This is a genomic window from Pseudomonas lini (genome assembly GCF_001042905.1).
GTDB classification, from domain to species: Bacteria; Pseudomonadota; Gammaproteobacteria; order Pseudomonadales; family Pseudomonadaceae; genus Aquipseudomonas; species Aquipseudomonas lini.
Genome location: NZ_JYLB01000004.1, coordinates 518,139 through 535,510, shown reverse-complemented (window position 1 = coordinate 535,510; position 17,372 = coordinate 518,139). Strand labels below are relative to the sequence as shown.

At 60.9% G+C, this 17,372-nt stretch carries 9 protein-coding genes; 6 read left to right on the top strand and 3 right to left on the bottom strand.

The window, feature by feature from the left end:
- Positions 1–215 precede the first annotated feature (215 nt).
- Positions 216–6,602 (bottom strand): retention module-containing protein, encoded by a 6,387-nt coding sequence (locus tag TU81_RS14525; protein WP_048395745.1) that lies wholly within the window; start codon positions 6,600–6,602, stop codon positions 216–218.
- A 589-nt stretch (positions 6,603–7,191) separates the two neighbouring features.
- On the opposite strand from TU81_RS14525, the gene TU81_RS14520 reads away from it, so the two are divergent.
- From TU81_RS14520 to TU81_RS14510, 3 genes are all read left to right on the top strand, one after another.
- On the top strand, positions 7,192–8,550 hold the full coding sequence (locus TU81_RS14520) for a TolC family outer membrane protein (RefSeq protein ID WP_038982038.1): 1,359 nt from the start codon (positions 7,192–7,194) through the stop codon (positions 8,548–8,550).
- A 148-nt stretch (positions 8,551–8,698) separates the two neighbouring features.
- Positions 8,699–10,858, top strand: a complete 2,160-nt coding sequence (locus TU81_RS14515) for a type I secretion system permease/ATPase (RefSeq protein WP_048395943.1) — start codon at positions 8,699–8,701, stop codon at positions 10,856–10,858.
- A gap of 9 nt (positions 10,859–10,867) precedes the next feature.
- A complete protein-coding gene (locus TU81_RS14510) occupies positions 10,868–12,235 on the top strand; it encodes an HlyD family type I secretion periplasmic adaptor subunit (protein WP_038982037.1) in 1,368 nt (455 codons plus the stop codon).
- A 154-nt stretch (positions 12,236–12,389) separates the two neighbouring features.
- Here TU81_RS14510 and TU81_RS14505 read toward each other — a convergent pair whose 3' ends face one another.
- Together TU81_RS14505 and TU81_RS14500 are read right to left on the bottom strand one after the other, a co-directional pair.
- Positions 12,390–12,983, bottom strand: a complete 594-nt coding sequence (locus tag TU81_RS14505; protein WP_048395743.1) for a tRNA-uridine aminocarboxypropyltransferase — start codon at positions 12,981–12,983, stop codon at positions 12,390–12,392.
- 14 nt (positions 12,984–12,997) lie between these two features.
- A complete protein-coding gene (locus tag TU81_RS14500) occupies positions 12,998–13,894 on the bottom strand; it encodes a LysR family transcriptional regulator (RefSeq protein ID WP_048395741.1) in 897 nt (298 codons plus the stop codon).
- 382 nt (positions 13,895–14,276) lie between these two features.
- Here TU81_RS14500 and speB point away from each other — a divergent pair, with 382 nt between their 5' ends.
- The 3 genes from speB to TU81_RS14485 are packed head-to-tail and all read left to right on the top strand — an operon-like array spanning position 14,277 to position 17,225.
- Positions 14,277–15,227: an agmatinase gene (gene speB, locus TU81_RS14495; protein WP_030131905.1), complete on the top strand. Its 951-nt coding sequence runs from the start codon at positions 14,277–14,279 to the stop codon at positions 15,225–15,227.
- A gap of 9 nt (positions 15,228–15,236) precedes the next feature.
- Complete coding sequence (locus TU81_RS14490) at positions 15,237–15,659, top strand: YybH family protein (RefSeq protein ID WP_048395739.1); 423 nt, start codon at positions 15,237–15,239, stop codon at positions 15,657–15,659.
- 54 nt (positions 15,660–15,713) lie between these two features.
- Positions 15,714–17,225, top strand: a complete 1,512-nt coding sequence (locus TU81_RS14485) for a purine-cytosine permease family protein (RefSeq protein ID WP_048395738.1) — start codon at positions 15,714–15,716, stop codon at positions 17,223–17,225.
- Positions 17,226–17,372: the final 147 nt, after the last annotated feature.

Below are 17,372 nucleotides of genomic sequence, written 5' to 3'. Positions count from 1 at the left end.
CGGGCCTGTTTTTTGCTCCAGAGACACAGGTTTGTAGATCAAAAGATCGCAGCCTTCGGCAGCTCCTACGCGGGATTGTGCTCAACCGCGATAGGGCGGTGAACACCGAATCCGTAGGAGCTGCCGAAGGCTGCGATCTTTTGACCTTCAAAACCCCAAACAACAAAAAGCCCACCATTTCTTTCCAAAGAAATGGCGGGTTTTGTACGTTTAGATCACACGGTATCCACCTTCAATGAATGGTCATTGAGCATGCCGTTGATGATCGTCGCGGTATCGTGACCACCAGCAATCACCCCATCCGCCCCCGGCGTGACGCCGTAGTGGCTGGCCAGGTTCACACCCGCCAGGTCGATGGTCTGGTTCGGCGTGGCGCCGGCCATGGCGCTGACGTCGATGCTGGTGATCACTGACGCGCCACTGCCGCTGACGGTGAAGTGCAGGTAATCATCCAGCGATGCCGCGGTGCCGTTTTCGCCTTGCAGCAGTTGCGACAGGTCGAGTTTGTCGGTGCCTGGGGTGAAGTCGGTGATGACGTCGTGGCCGCTGTTGCCTTTGAGCCACTGGAAGGTGTCCGCGCCGCTGCCGCCGGTGAGGGTGTTGTTGCCGAGGCCACCGATGAGGAAGTCGTCGCCGCCCCCGCCATTGAGCACATCGTTACCCAAACCGCCGTTGATGATGTTGCTGTTGTTGTTCCCCATGAGGCTGTCGTTGAAGTTCGAGCCGGTGAGGTTTTCGATACCGGTCAGGGTGTCAGTGCCAGCGCCAAGGGTGTTTTGCGCGGTAACCAGACCCAGGTCGACGGTGACTCCGGCGGTGGCGTGGGCATAGCTCGCGGTGTCGTTGCCGGTGCCGCCGTCGAGCAGGTCGTTGCCGGCGCCGCTGAACAGCAAGTCGTTGCCGGCGCCGCCGTGCATCTCGTTGTTGCCTGAACCTGCGGTGAGCACGTCGTTGCCGTCGCCGGCATTGATGACGTTGTTGCCAGCGCCCGCCACCAGTACGTCGTCACCCGAAGTGCCGGTCAGCGTATGGCCATCCTGATAGCTGATGGTCACATTGGCCGAGTCGCTGCCGCCGTGGTTGTCGTTGGCGGTGTAGGTGCCGTGGAAGTCCGGCGTGGTGGCCTGGGCTCCGGCGTAGTTGACGGTCATGGTCAGCTGGTAGTTTTCCGCCCCCTTCCCGCTGTTGCCCGGACCGCCGTCGTCGATGTTGGTGATGTGGATCTGGTACGTGCCGTCCGCTGTGGCAGTGATGGTCTGGCCGTCGGCGATGGCAGTGAAAGCACCGCCGTTGACCGAGTACTCCATGGTGACGTGGCCGGCCGCCAGGTTGTGGTCCAGGTTGAGGGTTTCACCCTGTTTGAGGTTGACGGTGATCCGGTCCTCATCATTGGTATTGTTGGCGTTGACCGACCCCAGTGCCCCGCTGACCACCAGCACCGCCGTCATGGCCACGGTGTTGGCGACGAATGCGCTGCGGGCGATGGTGACTGCCTGGACGTTGTTGCCGGTGAAGCTGAAGTTCGGGTTGGTGCCGGTAAAGTCCGCGCCCTTGATCACCCACCCGGTATTGAAGGTGGTCGGCGATGCAGTGAGCGGATCGCCATTGACGTCGGTGTCGTTGGCCAGCAGCAGTTCGCCCGGCAGCACAATGCTGCCCGACAGCACGTTGGTGATGACGTGATCATCGACCGCCACCGGTGGTGTGTTCGGAATCACGTTGATCACCAGAGTGGAGCTGGCCAGATCGCCGTCGTTGTCGCTGGCGGTAAAGCCGATGTTTTCAGTGATCACCGCGGCCGTGGTTTTCTGCGAGAGGTAGGTGTATTCGCCGGTGTCGAGGTTTACCACCAGGGTGCCGCTGTTGTCGGTGGCAATGCTCAGGGTGTTATTGGCGGTGTTGAACGTGCCGTGGTTCGCACCGCCGCTGAAGCTCAGCGAACCCTGATTGCTGTTGGCTTTCGGGTCATAGGTGTAGGTGGTGCCATCGATCGTAATCGATTTGATGAATCCGCCATCGGCGCCAAATGTACCGCCCTCGCCCAACAACGAACCGGTGACCGGCGCGCCTTGCACGGTGCCCGAGAGTACCGAGTTGAGCTGATTGAGGTCGGTCACTATCACGGCGTCGGTGTCGGTGTGCGTGCTACCGTCATAGGCCACTGGATCGAGGCTGGCGTTACTGACGCCACTGCCCAGGCCGATGGCGTAGTTCTTGATGTCATTGGCGTCGAGGAAGGCTTTGAGCGCGGTCTCGTCCGCGGTGCCGATGTCGCCTTCGTTGGGTTTGCCATCGGAGAAGAAGTAGCCGACGTTCTGCGCCCCGATCAGTTTGCCCGAGGTGTTGAACGCGGTTTGCATGGTCGCCACGGCTGCGTCGTAGTTGGTGCCGCCGCCCTCGCTGAGACCAGCGATGAGCGACTTGGCGGTCGCCACATCGACCCACACAGAGGTCAGGTCCGTGGCGCTGCTGCTGAAGGTGACGATCTGCACTTTCACATCGCCGAGGTCGTCATACTTGTCGAGCAATGCGCTGATCGCCTGCTTGGCCAGGTCCAGCCGCGACAGACCCGACACACCGGAAGGGTCGACCATGCTCCCGGACACATCGATCACCAGCAGCAGGTTGGAGTCGATCTGCACCGCGGGCACCGAACGGTCCGAGGCAACGGCTTTGGGCACGTCATCGACGATGCTGACCACAAGGGTGCCGGTGGTGCTGTTGCCCACGGCATCGGTGGCGGTGTAGGTGAAGCTTTCGTTCAGGGTGTTCGCGCCGTCGTTGGCGTTGGGCGAAGTTTTCGGCGCCGAAGTCAGGGTGTAGGTATAGCTGCCGTCGGGGTTGAGCAGGATCTGCCCGTAGGTTCCGGTGGCGCTGCCGACCAGGGTGTAAGTGATCGCGCCACTGGCACCGGTGACCGCACCGACCAGCGTACCGGAGCCGGTTTCACCGCTGTTGCCAGGCTCGCTGCCAGTGACCGTGCCTGCTGCCAGGTCCTGGCCGTCCCGGGTCAAATCCAGGGCTTTTTCGTAGACCGTCACGTCGGTATCGGTGACCGTTACAAGGCAGTTGTTGGACACGTCGATGGTCAGGGTGGTGGTGCTTTCATCACCATCAGCATCGCGCACGGTGTAGGTGAACACATCCGTGGCGCCTGGTTCGCCGACCGAGTTGGGGTTGCTGTGGTACACGGCATTACCGTTGGCATCCAGTGTGAGATAGCCGTAGGTGCCGTTGATTTGGCTGTTCAAGCCGCCGATGGCCGAAGTCGAGGTGTCGCTGCCGGCGCGCACGCCGACCACTGCACCTCCCAACGCCGGGCCGTCAGCACCGAGCACATCGTTGTGCAGCACATTCCCGCTGACGGTCCCGCCCTCTACCACCGAGACTGAGTCGCAGTGCGCAGTCGGCACGTCATCGACGATGTTGATCACGATGGTACTGGTGACGCTGTTGCCTAGAGAATCGGTGGCCTGATAGGTGAAGCTTTCACTCAGGGTGTTCGGTCCGTCATGCGCGTTGGGAGTGGTCGCTGGTGCGGAAATCAGGGTGTAGGTGTAGCTGCCATCCGGGTTGAGCAGGATTTGCCCGTAGGTCCCAGTGGTGTTACCGACCAATGTGTAAGTGATCGCGCCAGTGGCGCCGGTGACGGAGCCGGCCAAGGTGCCGCTGGCGGTTTCGCCGGTATTGCCAGGCTCACTGCCGGTAACCGTGCCCGCCGCCAGGTCCTGTCCATCCTTGGTCAAATCCAGCGCTTTTTCGTGAACCGTCACGTCATTATCGGGGACCACTACGAGGGAGCAGTCGGCCACGTTAATGGTAATGGTCGTGGTGCTTTCATCGCCATCGGCATCGCGCACGGTATAGGTGAACACATCCGTGGCGCCCGGTGCGCTGACAGAGTTTGGATTGCTGTGGTACACGGCGTTGCCGTTGGCATCCAGAGTCAGGTAGCCGTAGCTGCCGTTGATTTGCGTGTTCAAGCCGCCGATGGCCGACGTCGAGGTGTCGCTACCGGCGCGTACGCCGACCACTGCACCACCCGACGCAGGGCCGTCAGCACCGAGCACATCGTTGCCCAACACATTACCGCTGACTGTCCCGCCCTCCGCCACCGCAACTGCATCGGCGTGGGCGGTGGGTACGTCATCGACGATGTTGATCACGATGGTACTGGTGACGCTGTTACCCAAGGGATCGGTCGCTTGATAGGTGAAACTTTCGCTCAGGGTATTCGGCCCGTCGTTGACGTTGGGCGTGGTCGCTGGCGCGGAAGTCAGCGTGTAGGTGTAGCTGCCATCCGGATTGAGCAGGAGTTGCCCATAAGTCCCGGTGGCGCTGCCGACCAGGGTGTAGGTGATCACGCCAGTGGTGCCGGTGACCGAGCCGACCAACGTGCCGGAGGCGGTTTCACCGGTGTTGCCGGGCTCGCTGCCGGTGACCGTGCCCGCTGCCAGGTCCTGGCCATCCTGGGTCAAATCCAGGGCTTTTTCGCTAACCGTCACGTCGGTATCGGTGACCGCCACGAGGGTGCAATCGGCCACGTTGATGGTGATGGTCGTGGTGCTTTCATCGCCATCGGCATCGCGCACGGTGTAGGTGAACACGTCCGTGGCGCCCGGCGCGCTGACCGAGTTCGGGTTGCTGTGATACACCGCGTTGCCATTGGCATCCAGCGTCAGGTAGCCATAGCTGCCGATGATTTGCGTATTCAGGCCACCGATGGCTGAAGTCGAAGTGTCGCTGCCGGCGCGCACGCCAACCACCGCACCACTGAGTGCCGGGCCGTCGGCACCACCGACGTCATTGTCCAGCACGTTGCCCGAGGCCGTTGCGCCCTCGTCTATCGTGGCGAGATCAGGATTGGCGGTGGGCAAGTCATCGACGATGTTGACGTTGATCTGCCCCAATGCCGTGCTGCCATCGACGTCGGTGGCGACGACGTTGAGGTTCTCGGTGATGCTGTTGGTGCCGTCGGCGTTCGGGTGGGTTTCGTTATCCGTCAGGGTGTAGCTGTAGCTGACAACGCCGGTCGTACTGTTGAAACCGGTGATGGTCAGCGTATTGCCGAGCGCAGTAACAATCGATTGCGGGAAACCTGCGGCCACACCGTTGGTGACCACCGCGATGCCGCCCACCGTCAGGGTTTGCAAACCGTCGAGGGCGGTGACGGTGAAGGTGCCGCTTTGAGTCAAGGCTGGCGTGTTGGGGCTGGTGCCGTCGCTGAGGTTTTTCTCATAAACGTTGAGTTCACCGCCGTTGACGTTCAGGCCATCGAGGGTCACTGGGTCATCGTTGTTCTGGATGTTCAGCACCAGCGTCGCGGTGCTGGTATCGCCATCGGAATCGGTGAGGGTGTAGACGAAATTCTCGGTAGCGTTGCCACCGCCGTTCAAGGCTTTGAAGTCCGCATCGTTGGTGTTCAGGGTGTAGGTGTACGTGCCGTTGGCGTTGAGTACCAGGGTGCCGTACGTCCCGTTGAACGTGCCGCCGATGACCGGCCCGCTGTCGGGGCCGGTGGCAATGCGGTCAGCGCCCTGGAGGTCGTTGGGCAGCACGCTGCCGGTCAGGGTCAGCAGGGTTTCCGAGGCGGTATTGGCGTTGGTGTCGTCGACCGCTTTGGGCACATCGTCAGTGATGTTGACGTCCAGCGAACCGGTGGCGGTATCGCCGTTGCTATCACTCGCGACCACGGTGAACTGTTCGCTGAGGTTGTTGGCGCCGTCGCCAGCCGAGTGGGTTTCGTTGCCAACCAGGGTGTAGCTGTAACTCACCACGCCGGTGGCCGGGTTGTAACCGGTGATCGTCAGGGTGTTGCCCAGTTGCGTGGTGATCGACTGCGGAAAACCGGCGGGCACACCGCCACTGATCACGTTGATCCCGCCGATGTTCAGGCTGGTCAGCCCGTCAGCCGCAATGACTGTGAATGTGCCGTTTTGAATCAGTGCTCCGGGGTTGCTGGCTGAACCGTCCGCCAGATGGGCTTCATTGAGGGTCAGTTCGCCCCCCGCCGCCGACAGGCCAATGAGGGTGACCGGGTTATTCAGCGCGCCGGTCCCACCTGCACCACCCGCACCGTTATCGCCATTGCCCGGATCAGCGTCTCGGCGCGCCAAGGGGAATTCGGGAATACCGTTGAAGCCCGCGGTGGGGAAACCAATGATGGGATCGACCCGGCCCGCCACTTCCTCCAGCAACACAAAACTGTGACCGCCGCCCAATCCACCCGGCGCGCCCGAGGCGCCCGGTCCGGCGGCAGTGGCTTCACCTGTTTGAGTCGGGTCGGCGCCAGCGGCAATGGCTTTTTGCAGTTGCTCGACATCGGTCAGTTGCGCCTGGCTCGGTGTTACTGCGTCGGCGGTCTCCACGTGTGGGACCTGATGCGCCAGTAATTGGGTCGTCATCTGCAGGCTGCTGTCACGCCCCAGGGTCAGCTCCTGGCCATTTTTCAACTGCACCGCCACCGCGCCTTCGGCCCCGGTGACCAGTTGCTCGCCGGCAAACAGCCGATCGCCCTCGACCAGAGTGCGTCGGGTGCCATCACCCGCCACTGCGTACACCTGACCGATGACCTTACTGACGATACCGATGAGCGTTGCCATGTGCATTTCCTCCGCTGCCAACTGCTGTCGGCATCCTGTTTGCGCGAAGACGTGCTCATGGTTCAGGCAGGTTGCCTGGCGGATTGTTTGCCGAGAAAGCGTTTACCTGAGGTAAACCGCTGCCTCCCGACATTCTCGCCAGGCGTGTCGCTCGCAAGGGGGATTCCTGGATCGGGATAAAACCCTCTGCAATCAATGGCATCGGGGTCCACTTCCAAAATAACCGCCCTGTTAACGATGCGTAACGGTTTTGAATCACTCGAGCGACAAAAAATTGTCGCCTCTAAACCGTCTCGCTTCCCTCCCCTCCAGCACTTCTTCGCCCTGTGTCGAAAAGTGAATGGAACTTTCCTAAAGCCCGTCGATGCTCTGAGAGCTCACAAAAACAAGGCTTTCGCATTGAACAATGTGCTGGATTTTTCAGAGCGCATAAGTTTTTTTCGGCATAAGACTTATGAGAAATCCTTCTTAGCTTCTCTTCAGGATGTTCTTAGCTCTGTTGTAACAAGCGTGAGACGGTTTCGCTTAAAAATAACGTCAAATATTTGGCGACTCACTAAGTACCATCAGGAATCAGGGAGAGGCATCCATGCGCGTTTTAACCCCCCTCTGCAGCGCGATTTTGCTGGCCATGGCCTGCACTTCTCAGGCTCAGGCGATGTCATTGACCGAGGCGATCCAGAGCACCATTGCGACCCACCCGGAACTGTCGTCGCGGGTCGATGCCCGGCTCTCGGCCGACGAGCAGATTAAAGTCGCCAAAGGGGGCTTTTATCCATCGGTGGATTTGAACGCCGGCTACGGGCGCGGGTACAGCGATAACACCACCACTCGGGCGCAGGGCAACCACCACACCGAAATCCTCACCTACACCCAATCGGAACTGCGCCTGCGGCAGATGCTGTTCGACGGCTTCAACACCTCCAACGAGGTCGCGCGCACCAAAGGCGTGGCCAACTCGCGAGCCTATTACGCTCAGGGCACCGCTCAGGACCTGGCCCTGCGCACCGTCGAGGTTTACCTCGAAGTGCTCAAGCGCCGCGAACTGGTGACCCTGGCCAAGAACAACCTGCAAGCGCACATGCGGGTCAACGATCAGATCGGCCTGCGCACCGAACGTGGGGTTGGCAGCAACGCCGACTCCGACCAGTCCACCGCTCGCCGGGCGCTGGCGCAAAACAACCTCGACACCGCCGAAGTCGATCTGGCCGATGCCGAGACGAATTTCTACAGCGTCGTGGGGCGCATGCCCGATGAACTCGAAGCGCCGCCATCGACCCGCGGCGAATTGCCCGCCACCCTTCCGGAAGCCCAGCAGAGCATGGTGGAAAACAACCCGTACCTGAAATCCGCCCAGGCCGATGTGCAATCGGCCGAGAGCCAGTACGAAGTCTCCAAGTCGCCGTTCTACCCGCGTTTTGACGCTGAAGCGGCGGTGGGCGCGAATAACAATATTCAGGGCGACGAAGGCCACGACAACGAATGGCGAGTGGGTGTGGTGATGAACTACAACCTGTTCCGCGGCGGCAGCGACAAGGCCCGACTGGCCTCCAATGCGCACCAGATCAACCAGGCGCTGGACATCCGCAACAACGCCCTGCGCCAGCTCAACGAGAACATCCACCTGGCCTGGAACGCCATGCTCAACGCCAAGAAACAAACCCCGACCGCCCGTGAATACGCCGAAACCACCACCCGTGTGCGGGCCGCGTATCAGGATCAGTTCGGCCTTGGTCAACGGACCTTGCTCGACTTGCTCGACAGTGAAAACGAGCTCTACAACGCCAACCGCCGCTACACCGAAGTGCGCTACACCGAGGAGTTTTCGATGTACCGCGTGCTGGCGAATATGGGTCAGTTGCTGAGCAAACAACGGGTGGTGCTGCCCGCCGATGCGATCGCCTCCACCGAAGTGAAAAACGAAGCTCGTTTGCCTGAACTGAAATGAAGTAACCCCGTGTAGGAGCTGCCGAAGGCTGCGATCTTTTGATTTTGTTTTTCAAGATCAAGATCAAAAGATCGCAGCCTTCGGCAGCTCCTACAGGGAGATATGTAGATATTTATGCCAATTGCCGCAGCGCAACGGGAGCGATCAAGTGACCAGCATGGAAACCGGCAACACTGGCGTCGATCCGCGTCTGAGCTTCGATGACCCGCTTCTGGACGGTCTGTTGATCCTCTGCAAACTTCATGGCGCGACGGTCAGTCGCGCCAGCCTGAGTGCCGGGCTGCCAATGGCACACCAACGTTTGAGCCTGGACCTGCTGCCGCGCGCAGCGGCCCGGGCCAGTTTGCAGGCGCGTGTGTTGCGCCGTGAACTGGGGGAGATTTCCGCGCTCAACCTGCCTGTGATGCTGATCCTCAACCATGGCCGCTGCGCAATCTTGCGTCGCTTCGGCAATGACGGTCAGGCACTGATTCTGCCGAGCGAAGCCGACGGTGGAGAACAATGGGTCAGCACGGACGAGCTGGCCACCAACTACAGCGGCCAGGCCTTGTTCGCCCGGCCGCGGCATGAACTCGAAGACTTGCGCGCGCCGCTGGTGCCGCGAGTCGAGGCGTGGTTTCGCGACACGCTGAAGTTGTCGAAGTGGCTGTACAGCGATGCGATTCTGGCGAGTTTTCTGATCAACCTGCTGGGCCTGATGGTGCCGCTGTTCGTGATGCAGACCTACGACCGGGTGGTGCCGAACCAGGCCACTTCAACGTTGTGGGTGCTGTCGATCGGCTTGCTGATCGGCACCGGGTTCGAATTGGTGCTACGGGTGGTTCGTGCGCACTTGCTGGACACCGCCGGGAAGAAAACCGACGTGATTCTTTCGGCGACCTTGTTCGAACGCATCACCGGCATGGCGATGAAAGCGCGGCCAGCGACCATCGGCGGTTTCGCCCAGAGCATTCATGACTTTCAGGGCCTGCGGGAATTTCTCACCGCCGTCACCCTGACCAGCCTGATCGACCTGCCCTTCGCGGTGTTGATGCTGGTGGTGATCGGCCTGCTTGGTGGCTGGCTGGTGGTGATTCCGCTGTTGGCGTTCCCCATCACGATCATCTTTGCCATGGTGATCCAGTCACGTCTGCGCGACACCGTGCAGAAGAGTCTGAGCCTCGGCGCCGAACGCCAGGCCCTGCTGATCGAAACCCTCGGCGGCCTGGAAACCCTCAAGGCGTGCAGCGCCGAAAGCGAACGCCAACACAAATGGGAAAGCACCCACGGCGCCCTCACCCGCCTCGACAGCCATGCGCGCAACCTCTCGGCGCTGGCCACCAATGGCACGCTGTTCATCCAACAGTTCTCCGGCATGGCGACCATCGTCGCCGGCGTCTACAGCATCATTGCCGGCAACCTCAGCGTCGGCGCTCTGGTAGCGACCTACATGCTCGGCAGCCGCGTGCTCGCGCCGCTGGGACAAATCGCCGGGCTGATCACCCGTTATCAGCAAGCGCAACTGACCATGAAAAGCACCGATGCGCTGATGTCGTTGCCGCAAGAACGTGACGCCAAACAGCGACCATTGGAGCGCACGCAACTGCAAGGCGCACTCGACGTCAGCGGCGTGACGTTTCACTACAACGGCCAGAATGCTCCGGCCCTGGCCAACGTCAGCTTCAGCATGAAACCCGGCGAACGGATCGGCATCATCGGCCGCAGCGGTTCGGGCAAAAGCACGTTAGCGCGGCTGGTGATGGGGTTCTATGCGCCGGAAGAAGGCCAGTTGCTGCTCGATGGCCTGGACCTGCGACAACTGGACGTCGCCGACCTGCGCCAACAGATCGGCTACGTTGCCCACGACCTGCCGCTGCTGGCCGGCAGCCTGCGCGACAACCTGACCCTCGGCGCGCGCTACATCAGCGATGCCCGGATGCTTGAAGTCGCTGAACTGACCGGCGTCACCGAACTGGCTCGTCAACATCCCCAAGGCTTCGACCGGCCGGTAGGCGAACGCGGTCAATTGCTGTCGGGCGGTCAACGCCAAGCGGTGTTGCTGGCGCGGGCCTTGTTGCTCGACCCGCCGATCATGCTGCTCGACGAACCCACCAGCGCCATGGACAACAGCAGCGAAGACGTCCTGCGGCAAAAACTCCACGGCTGGATTCAGGGCAAAACCCTGCTGCTGGTCACTCACCGCACCTCGATGCTCAGCCTGGTGGACCGGTTGGTGGTGCTGGACAACGGGCGGATCGTCGCCGACGGCCCGAAAGAAGCGGTCATCGATGCATTGCGCAAGGGCCGTGTCGGCTCTGCGACGGTTTAGGAGTTGCCCATGTCTGATTCATCGTCCGCGTCATCAAAGGACAGAGGCTACTTTGGCAGTTTCAGCAAAAGCGCCGAAAGCGAATTCATGCCGGAAACCGCCGGCGCCTCGTTGCAGGATTCGCCGCGCTGGTCGCGGATCACCGTGTGGCTGGCAGCGGCGTTGCTGATCACCGCGCTGGTCTGGGCCAAATTCGCCGTGTTGCAGGAAGTCACCACGGGCGAAGGCAAGGCGATTCCGTCGAGCAAGATTCAGGTGATCCAGAACCTGGAGGGTGGCATCGTCACGGAAATCTTCGTGCGCGAAGGGCAAATGGTGAACAAGGGCGACACGTTGCTGCGCCTGGATGACACGCGTTTTCTGTCGAACAAAGGTGAAAGCGAAGCGGACCGCTATGCACTGACCGCGCAGGTCGAACGGCTGTCCGCCGAAGCGGAAGGCCGGCCATTCAAGTTGTCCGCGGAAGTGATCGCCAAGGCGCCGCAAGTGGCCGAGGACGAACGCTCGCTGTATGAACAACGCCAGCGCCGACTGGCCAGTGAACAGCGCACATTGACCGAACAACTTCGGCAGAAAACCCAGGAGTTGGCAGAATTCCGTTCCAAACAGGGCCAGTTCAGTTCCAGCCTGGCACTGCTGCAACAAGAGATGAACATGTCGGCGCCGTTGGTGGGCACCGGGGCGGTTTCGCCGGTGGAAATCCTGCGGCTCAAACGCAGCGCGGTGGAGATCCGCGGCTCGCTGAACGCCACGACCCTGGCGATTCCCCGTGCCGAATCAGCGATCAATGAGATCAAAAGCAAGATCGACGAATCCGAACAATCCTTCCGTTCAGACGCGGCGAAAGAGCTGAATGAGAAACGCACCGACCTGTCGAAAATCACCGCCTCGAGCATTGCCATCGACGACCGCGTGACGCGCACCACCGTGGTGTCGCCGGTTCACGGCATTATCAAAATGCTGAAGGTCAACACCATCGGTGGCGTGGTCCAGCCGGGTAACGACATGGTGGAAATCGTGCCGCTGGAAGACAACCTGCTGATCGAAGCCAAGGTCCGCCCTCAAGACGTGGCGTTCCTGCACCCGGGCCAGAAAGCCATGGTCAAGTTCAGCGCTTACGACTACACGATTTATGGGGGGTTGAGTGCGAAGCTGGAGCTGATCGGGGCGGACACCATCACCGATGACAAGGGCAACAGCTTTTATCTGATTCAAGTGCGCACCGACAAGAATCACTTGGGCGGAGATGCGAAACCGCTGCTGATCATTCCGGGGATGGTGGCGACGGTGGACATTATTACCGGGGAGAAAAGCGTGCTGGATTATTTGCTTAAACCGGTGTTGAAAGCGCGGACTGAGGCGATGCGCGAAAGATAGGCTGGACGCGGTCCTGTGGCGAGGGGGCTTGCCCCCGTTCGGCTGCGAAGCAGTCGTAAAACCGATTGATGCGATTTACCTGATACAACGGGGTTGAATGGTTTTTGGGGCCGCTTCGCGACCCAACGGGGGCAAGCCCCCTCGCCACAGGGGATCATCGCCCGTGATTTTTCTGATAGGTCTCCTCCCCCATCGCCGCAATCTGCCCCTCGATCAACGCCTCGAATGGCTTCAACAACGGCTCAAAACTGACGGGGGACTCAAGCGTTTGCAACGCCTGCACAATCGCCTCCACCGTCGACAACGCTCCCGGCCCCGGAGCTTTGCGCAGGCGATAACGCGACACCCCGCCCTCGGCCAATGTCACTCTGGGCAACGCCGCCAACAATGGATTGAGGTGCAGCATTTTGCGCGCCTTGCGCCAGGTGCCATCCGGAACCACCAGCAGCAGCGGCTCATCATTAGCGGTGTAGGTCTGCATCGGCTGCGCCTCCTCGCCGGGAAACAGCAACCGTGCCTGATAGCCCGGCTGATTCAACAACGCCGGCAAATCCTCGAACACCTCGCCAACAATCAACTCGGCATTCTTCAACCCCTGCGCAGCCAATCGCGCGGTGTTCAGCGCGTGGTTCACTTCGCTTGGATGCTGAAGCAGCAACACCCGAGTGCGACTGTCGAGGCTCGGGATCAGCGGGCACAGGCAATGGGTTTGCGGGCGCAGACAGCGTGGGCATTGGATTCTGGACATCGCTTCTTTTTCCTTTAAGCGGCCTGATTGAGCTGCGCTTTGAGCAGGTCGCGGAAGGTCTGGATCAGCGGTTCGCGGCTGCGACCACGGCGCACGATCATCGAGAACGGTGCCTGATAACCGAACGTCGCTGGCAGCAACACGCGCAAATCCCCTTTGTCGGCCCAAGCCTGGGCGTAGTGCTCCGGCAGGTAACCGATGTAGGCGCCGGACAGCACCAGAATCAGCTGGGCCTCCATACTTTCCACCGTCGCCGCGCTGTGCTTGAAACCGTGGCGGGCCAGTTCGGCCTGGCTCCAATAGCCGCGACCGACCATGCGCTGTTGGGTAATGACTTGCTCGGGAATACGCCGCTCGGTGAACAGCGGGTGGCGACTGCTGCAATACAGCCAGTGTTGCTCGCGGTAGAGCGGCATGTAGACCAGACCGCTCATGCGCGTGGAAAAGGCACCGATGGCCAGGTCGAGGCGGTTGTCCTGCACGCCGAGTTGCAGTTCGTAGGGGCTCATGACCGACAGATGCAAATGCACCGCCGGGTGCTCCTGACTGTAGGCGCCGATGGCTTCGGCGAACGGCAAGGCCTTGTCGCTGACGGTGGAGTCGATCACACCCAGGTTCAGGGTGCCGCGCAGCTCGCCTTTGAGGGCGGCGGCGTATTGTTCGAAACCTTCAAGTTCCGCCAACAGACGCAGGGTTTCCTGATGGAACAGCTCGCCCTTGCTGGTCAGGCTGAAACCACCGCGACCGCGATGACAAAGCACCAGGCCCAGGGCCGTTTCGAGCTGGCTCATGTAAGTGCTGATGGCCGAGGTCGAGAGGTTGAGCTCTTGCTGGGCGTTGGCGAACCCCTGATGGCGGACCACGCTGACGAAAATGCGCAATAGTTTCAGGTCGGGTAAAGCGTTGGCCATTGGATGCTCCGAAAAGAAACCCTGAGTTTCTGTGGCGAACGATATCTGTGGCGAGGGGGCTTGCCCCCGTTGGGTTGCGCAGCAGCCCCAAAACCATTCACCCCGGTGTCATCAGACAGACCGAGTTGGCAGGTTTACGACTGCTGCGCAGCCGAACGGGGGCAAGCCCCCTCGCCACAAAGGCCCCTCACCACAGGGGGTCTGTGTATGACGGTAAGTCTATCTCTGCCCTCGCCATTAGTTTAGAAAAATCTGAACTAAGTATTTGCCCGTAGCGATTCTTCCCGGTCACTACATTTCGCAGAATCGGCCCACAGCGGTGCCCGTCTCTCCCCGAGCGTGCAGCCGACATAAATAAAACAACGACGATGAGGCCTTACCCGTGGACAAGATTCTTCACCAACCACTGGGCGGCAACGAAATGCCGCGCTTCGGCGGCATCGCCACCATGCTGCGACTCCCCCATTTGCCATCTGCTGCTGGCCTGGACGCTGCCTTTATCGGCATCCCGCTGGACATCGGCACTTCCCTGCGCCCCGGCACCCGTTTTGGGCCGCGTGAAATCCGCGCTGAATCGGTGATGATCCGCCCGTACAACATGGCCACCGGCGCCGCACCGTTCGATTCGCTGTCGGTTGCCGACATCGGTGACGTGGCGATCAACACGTTCAACCTGCTGGACGCCGTGCGGATCATCGAAGAGGCCTACGACAATATCCTCGAACACGACGTGATCCCCCTGACCCTCGGCGGCGATCACACCATCACCCTGCCGATTCTGCGTGCCATCCATAAAAAGCACGGCAAGGTCGGCCTGGTGCACATCGACGCCCACGCCGATGTGAACGATCACATGTTCGGCGAGAAAATCGCCCATGGCACCACCTTCCGTCGCGCCGTAGAAGAAGGCCTTCTGGATTGCGACCGTGTGGTGCAAATTGGCCTGCGCGCTCAGGGTTACACCGCTGATGACTTCAACTGGAGCCGCAATCAAGGCTTCCGTGTGGTTCAGGCGGAAGAATGCTGGCACAAATCCCTGGCACCGCTGATGGCCGAAGTGCGCGAGAAAGTCGGCGGCGGTCCGGTGTATTTGAGTTTCGATATCGATGGAATCGACCCGGCCTGGGCACCAGGCACTGGCACCCCGGAAATTGGCGGTCTGACGACCATTCAGGCGATCGAAATCGTGCGCGGCTGCCAAGGCCTCGATCTGGTCGGTTGCGATCTGGTAGAAGTCTCGCCAGCGTACGACACCACCGGTAATACCTCGCTGTTGGGCGCCAACCTGCTGTACGAAATGCTCTGCGTACTGCCGGGCGTGGTCCATCGCTGAGGATCGGTCATGAACGAACGTGATCAGGTACTCAACGCCGCCGCCGTTCTGGTATCGGCCTTTGCCCGTAACGATCGCGAAGCCTACTTCGGCGCGTTCAGCGTTGATGCCAGCTTCGTGTTCTACACCCTCGAGCAGCCCCTGCTGTCGCGCGATGCCTATCAGGCGTTGTGGGACACCTGGCGCGCCGAGGACGGCTTCGAGGTGCTGTCATGCACCTCGAGCAACGCCTTCGTCAGCCTGCAGGGTGACGTGGCGATTTTCATCCATGACGTGGCCACCGAGCTGCGCATGCAAGGGGAGCAACACTTCAGCCAGGAGCGCGAGACGATTGTTTTCAAAAAACAGACGTCTGGCCAAGAACAACAAGGCCTATGGCTGGCCTGCCACGAACATTTGTCCGCAATGCCGGAAGGGCTGCCACCCCCTTAGCCAAACAGGTGACGCTCACGCACGATGAGCGCGCCTTTATGATCGGAGCAGATCATGAATAACAACAACAAAGAAAAAAGCCTTAGCAGCATCGAAACAAACGGGGTCGAACAGATCCCGGATCATGAGCGCGACGCCAGACCCAGCGACCTGTTTCGCTTGATCTTCGGCGGCGCCAATACCTTTGCCACAGCGGTGCTCGGCAGTTTTCCCGTGCTGTTCGGCCTGTCCTTCCAGGCGGGCGTGTGGGCGATTGTGCTGGGCGTGGTAATCGGGGCGCTGATCCTAGCGCCGATGGGCCTGTTCGGGCCGATCAATGGCACCAATAACGCTGTGTCCTCCGGCGCCCACTTCGGCGTGCACGGACGGATCGTCGGTTCGTTTCTGTCGCTGCTGACCGCCATTGCCTTCTTCTCGCTCTCGGTATGGAGTTCGGGCGATGCGTTGATCGGTGGCGCGAAACGCCTGATCGGCATCCCGGAAACCGACCTGACACTGGGCCTGGCTTACGGTCTGTTCGCGATCCTGGTACTGACCGTGTGCATCTACGGCTTCCGCTTCATGCTGTGGGTCAATCGCATCGCTGTGTGGGCCGCCAGCCTGCTGTTCCTGCTCGGCATCTTCGCGTTCGCCCCGACCTTCGACAGCCAGTTCGCCGGTACCGTCGCCATAGGGCAGGCCGGTTTCTGGGCCGCCTTCATCGGTGCCGCGCTGGTCGCCATGAGCAACCCGATTTCCTTCGGTGCGTTCCTTGGCGACTGGTCGCGGTACATCCCGCGTGAAACCCCGAAGGGTCGCATCATGCTGGCGGTGATTGCTGCGCAACTTGCCACGTTGATCCCGTTCCTGTTCGGCCTCGCCACGGCCACCATCGTGGCGATCAAGGCACCGGACTACATCGCGGCCAACAACTACGTCGGCGGTCTGCTGGCAGTGTCGCCGAGCTGGTTCTTCCTGCCGGTGTGCCTGATTGCGGTGATCGGCGGCATGTCCACCGGCACCACCTCGCTGTATGGCACCGGGCTGGACATGTCCAGCGTGTTTCCGCGGGTGCTGTCGCGGGTCAAGGCAACGCTGCTGATCGGCGTGATGTCGATTGCCTTCATCTTCATCGGGCGCTTTGCGGCGAACCTGGTGCAGAGCGTGTCGACCTTCGCCGTGCTGATCATCACCTGCACCACCCCGTGGATGGTGATCATGATCATCGGCCTGCTGGTACGTCGCGGCTTCTACTGCCCGGATGACCTGCAAGTGTTCACTCGCGGCGAGAAAGGTGGCCGTTACTGGTTCACCCACGGCTGGAATTGGCGTGGGTTGGGTGCCTGGATCCCGAGCGCGCTGGTGGGTTTGTGCTTCGTGAACCTGCCGGGGCAGTTTGTCGGGCCACTCGGGAATCTGGCGGGCGGCATCGACATCAGCCTGCCGGTGACCCTCGGTCTGGCCTCTCTGGTGTACCTGACGCTGCTGAGCCTGTTCCCGGAACCGCGGGAAGTATTTGGCCCGACCGATGCACGCAGCAAGGGCAAGGATTCGCTCGGTAAACCGGCTCTCAGACAAACAGCTTGATCCACCTGTAGGAGCGAGGCTTGCCCGCGAAGAACGATAACGCGGTCTGCCTGACGGACCGCGGCGTTCCCTTCGCGGGCAAGCCTCGCTCCTACAGGGGTCGATTTACCACAAAGATTGATTTTCGCCTCACCATAAAAAAGACAA

What these genes read in the sequence shown, in the direction of transcription:
- TU81_RS14525 (WP_048395745.1), bottom strand. Translation starts at nt 6,602, where the DNA reads ATGGCAACGCTCATCGGTATCGTCAGTAAGGTCATCGGTCAGGTGTAC.
- TU81_RS14520 (WP_038982038.1), top strand. Translation starts at nt 7,192, where the DNA reads ATGCGCGTTTTAACCCCCCTCTGCAGCGCGATTTTGCTGGCCATGGCC.
- TU81_RS14510 (WP_038982037.1), top strand. Translation starts at nt 10,868, where the DNA reads ATGTCTGATTCATCGTCCGCGTCATCAAAGGACAGAGGCTACTTTGGC.
- TU81_RS14505 (WP_048395743.1), bottom strand. Translation starts at nt 12,983, where the DNA reads ATGTCCAGAATCCAATGCCCACGCTGTCTGCGCCCGCAAACCCATTGC.
- TU81_RS14500 (WP_048395741.1), bottom strand. Translation starts at nt 13,894, where the DNA reads ATGGCCAACGCTTTACCCGACCTGAAACTATTGCGCATTTTCGTCAGC.
- TU81_RS14490 (WP_048395739.1), top strand. Translation starts at nt 15,237, where the DNA reads ATGAACGAACGTGATCAGGTACTCAACGCCGCCGCCGTTCTGGTATCG.
- TU81_RS14485 (WP_048395738.1), top strand. Translation starts at nt 15,714, where the DNA reads ATGAATAACAACAACAAAGAAAAAAGCCTTAGCAGCATCGAAACAAAC.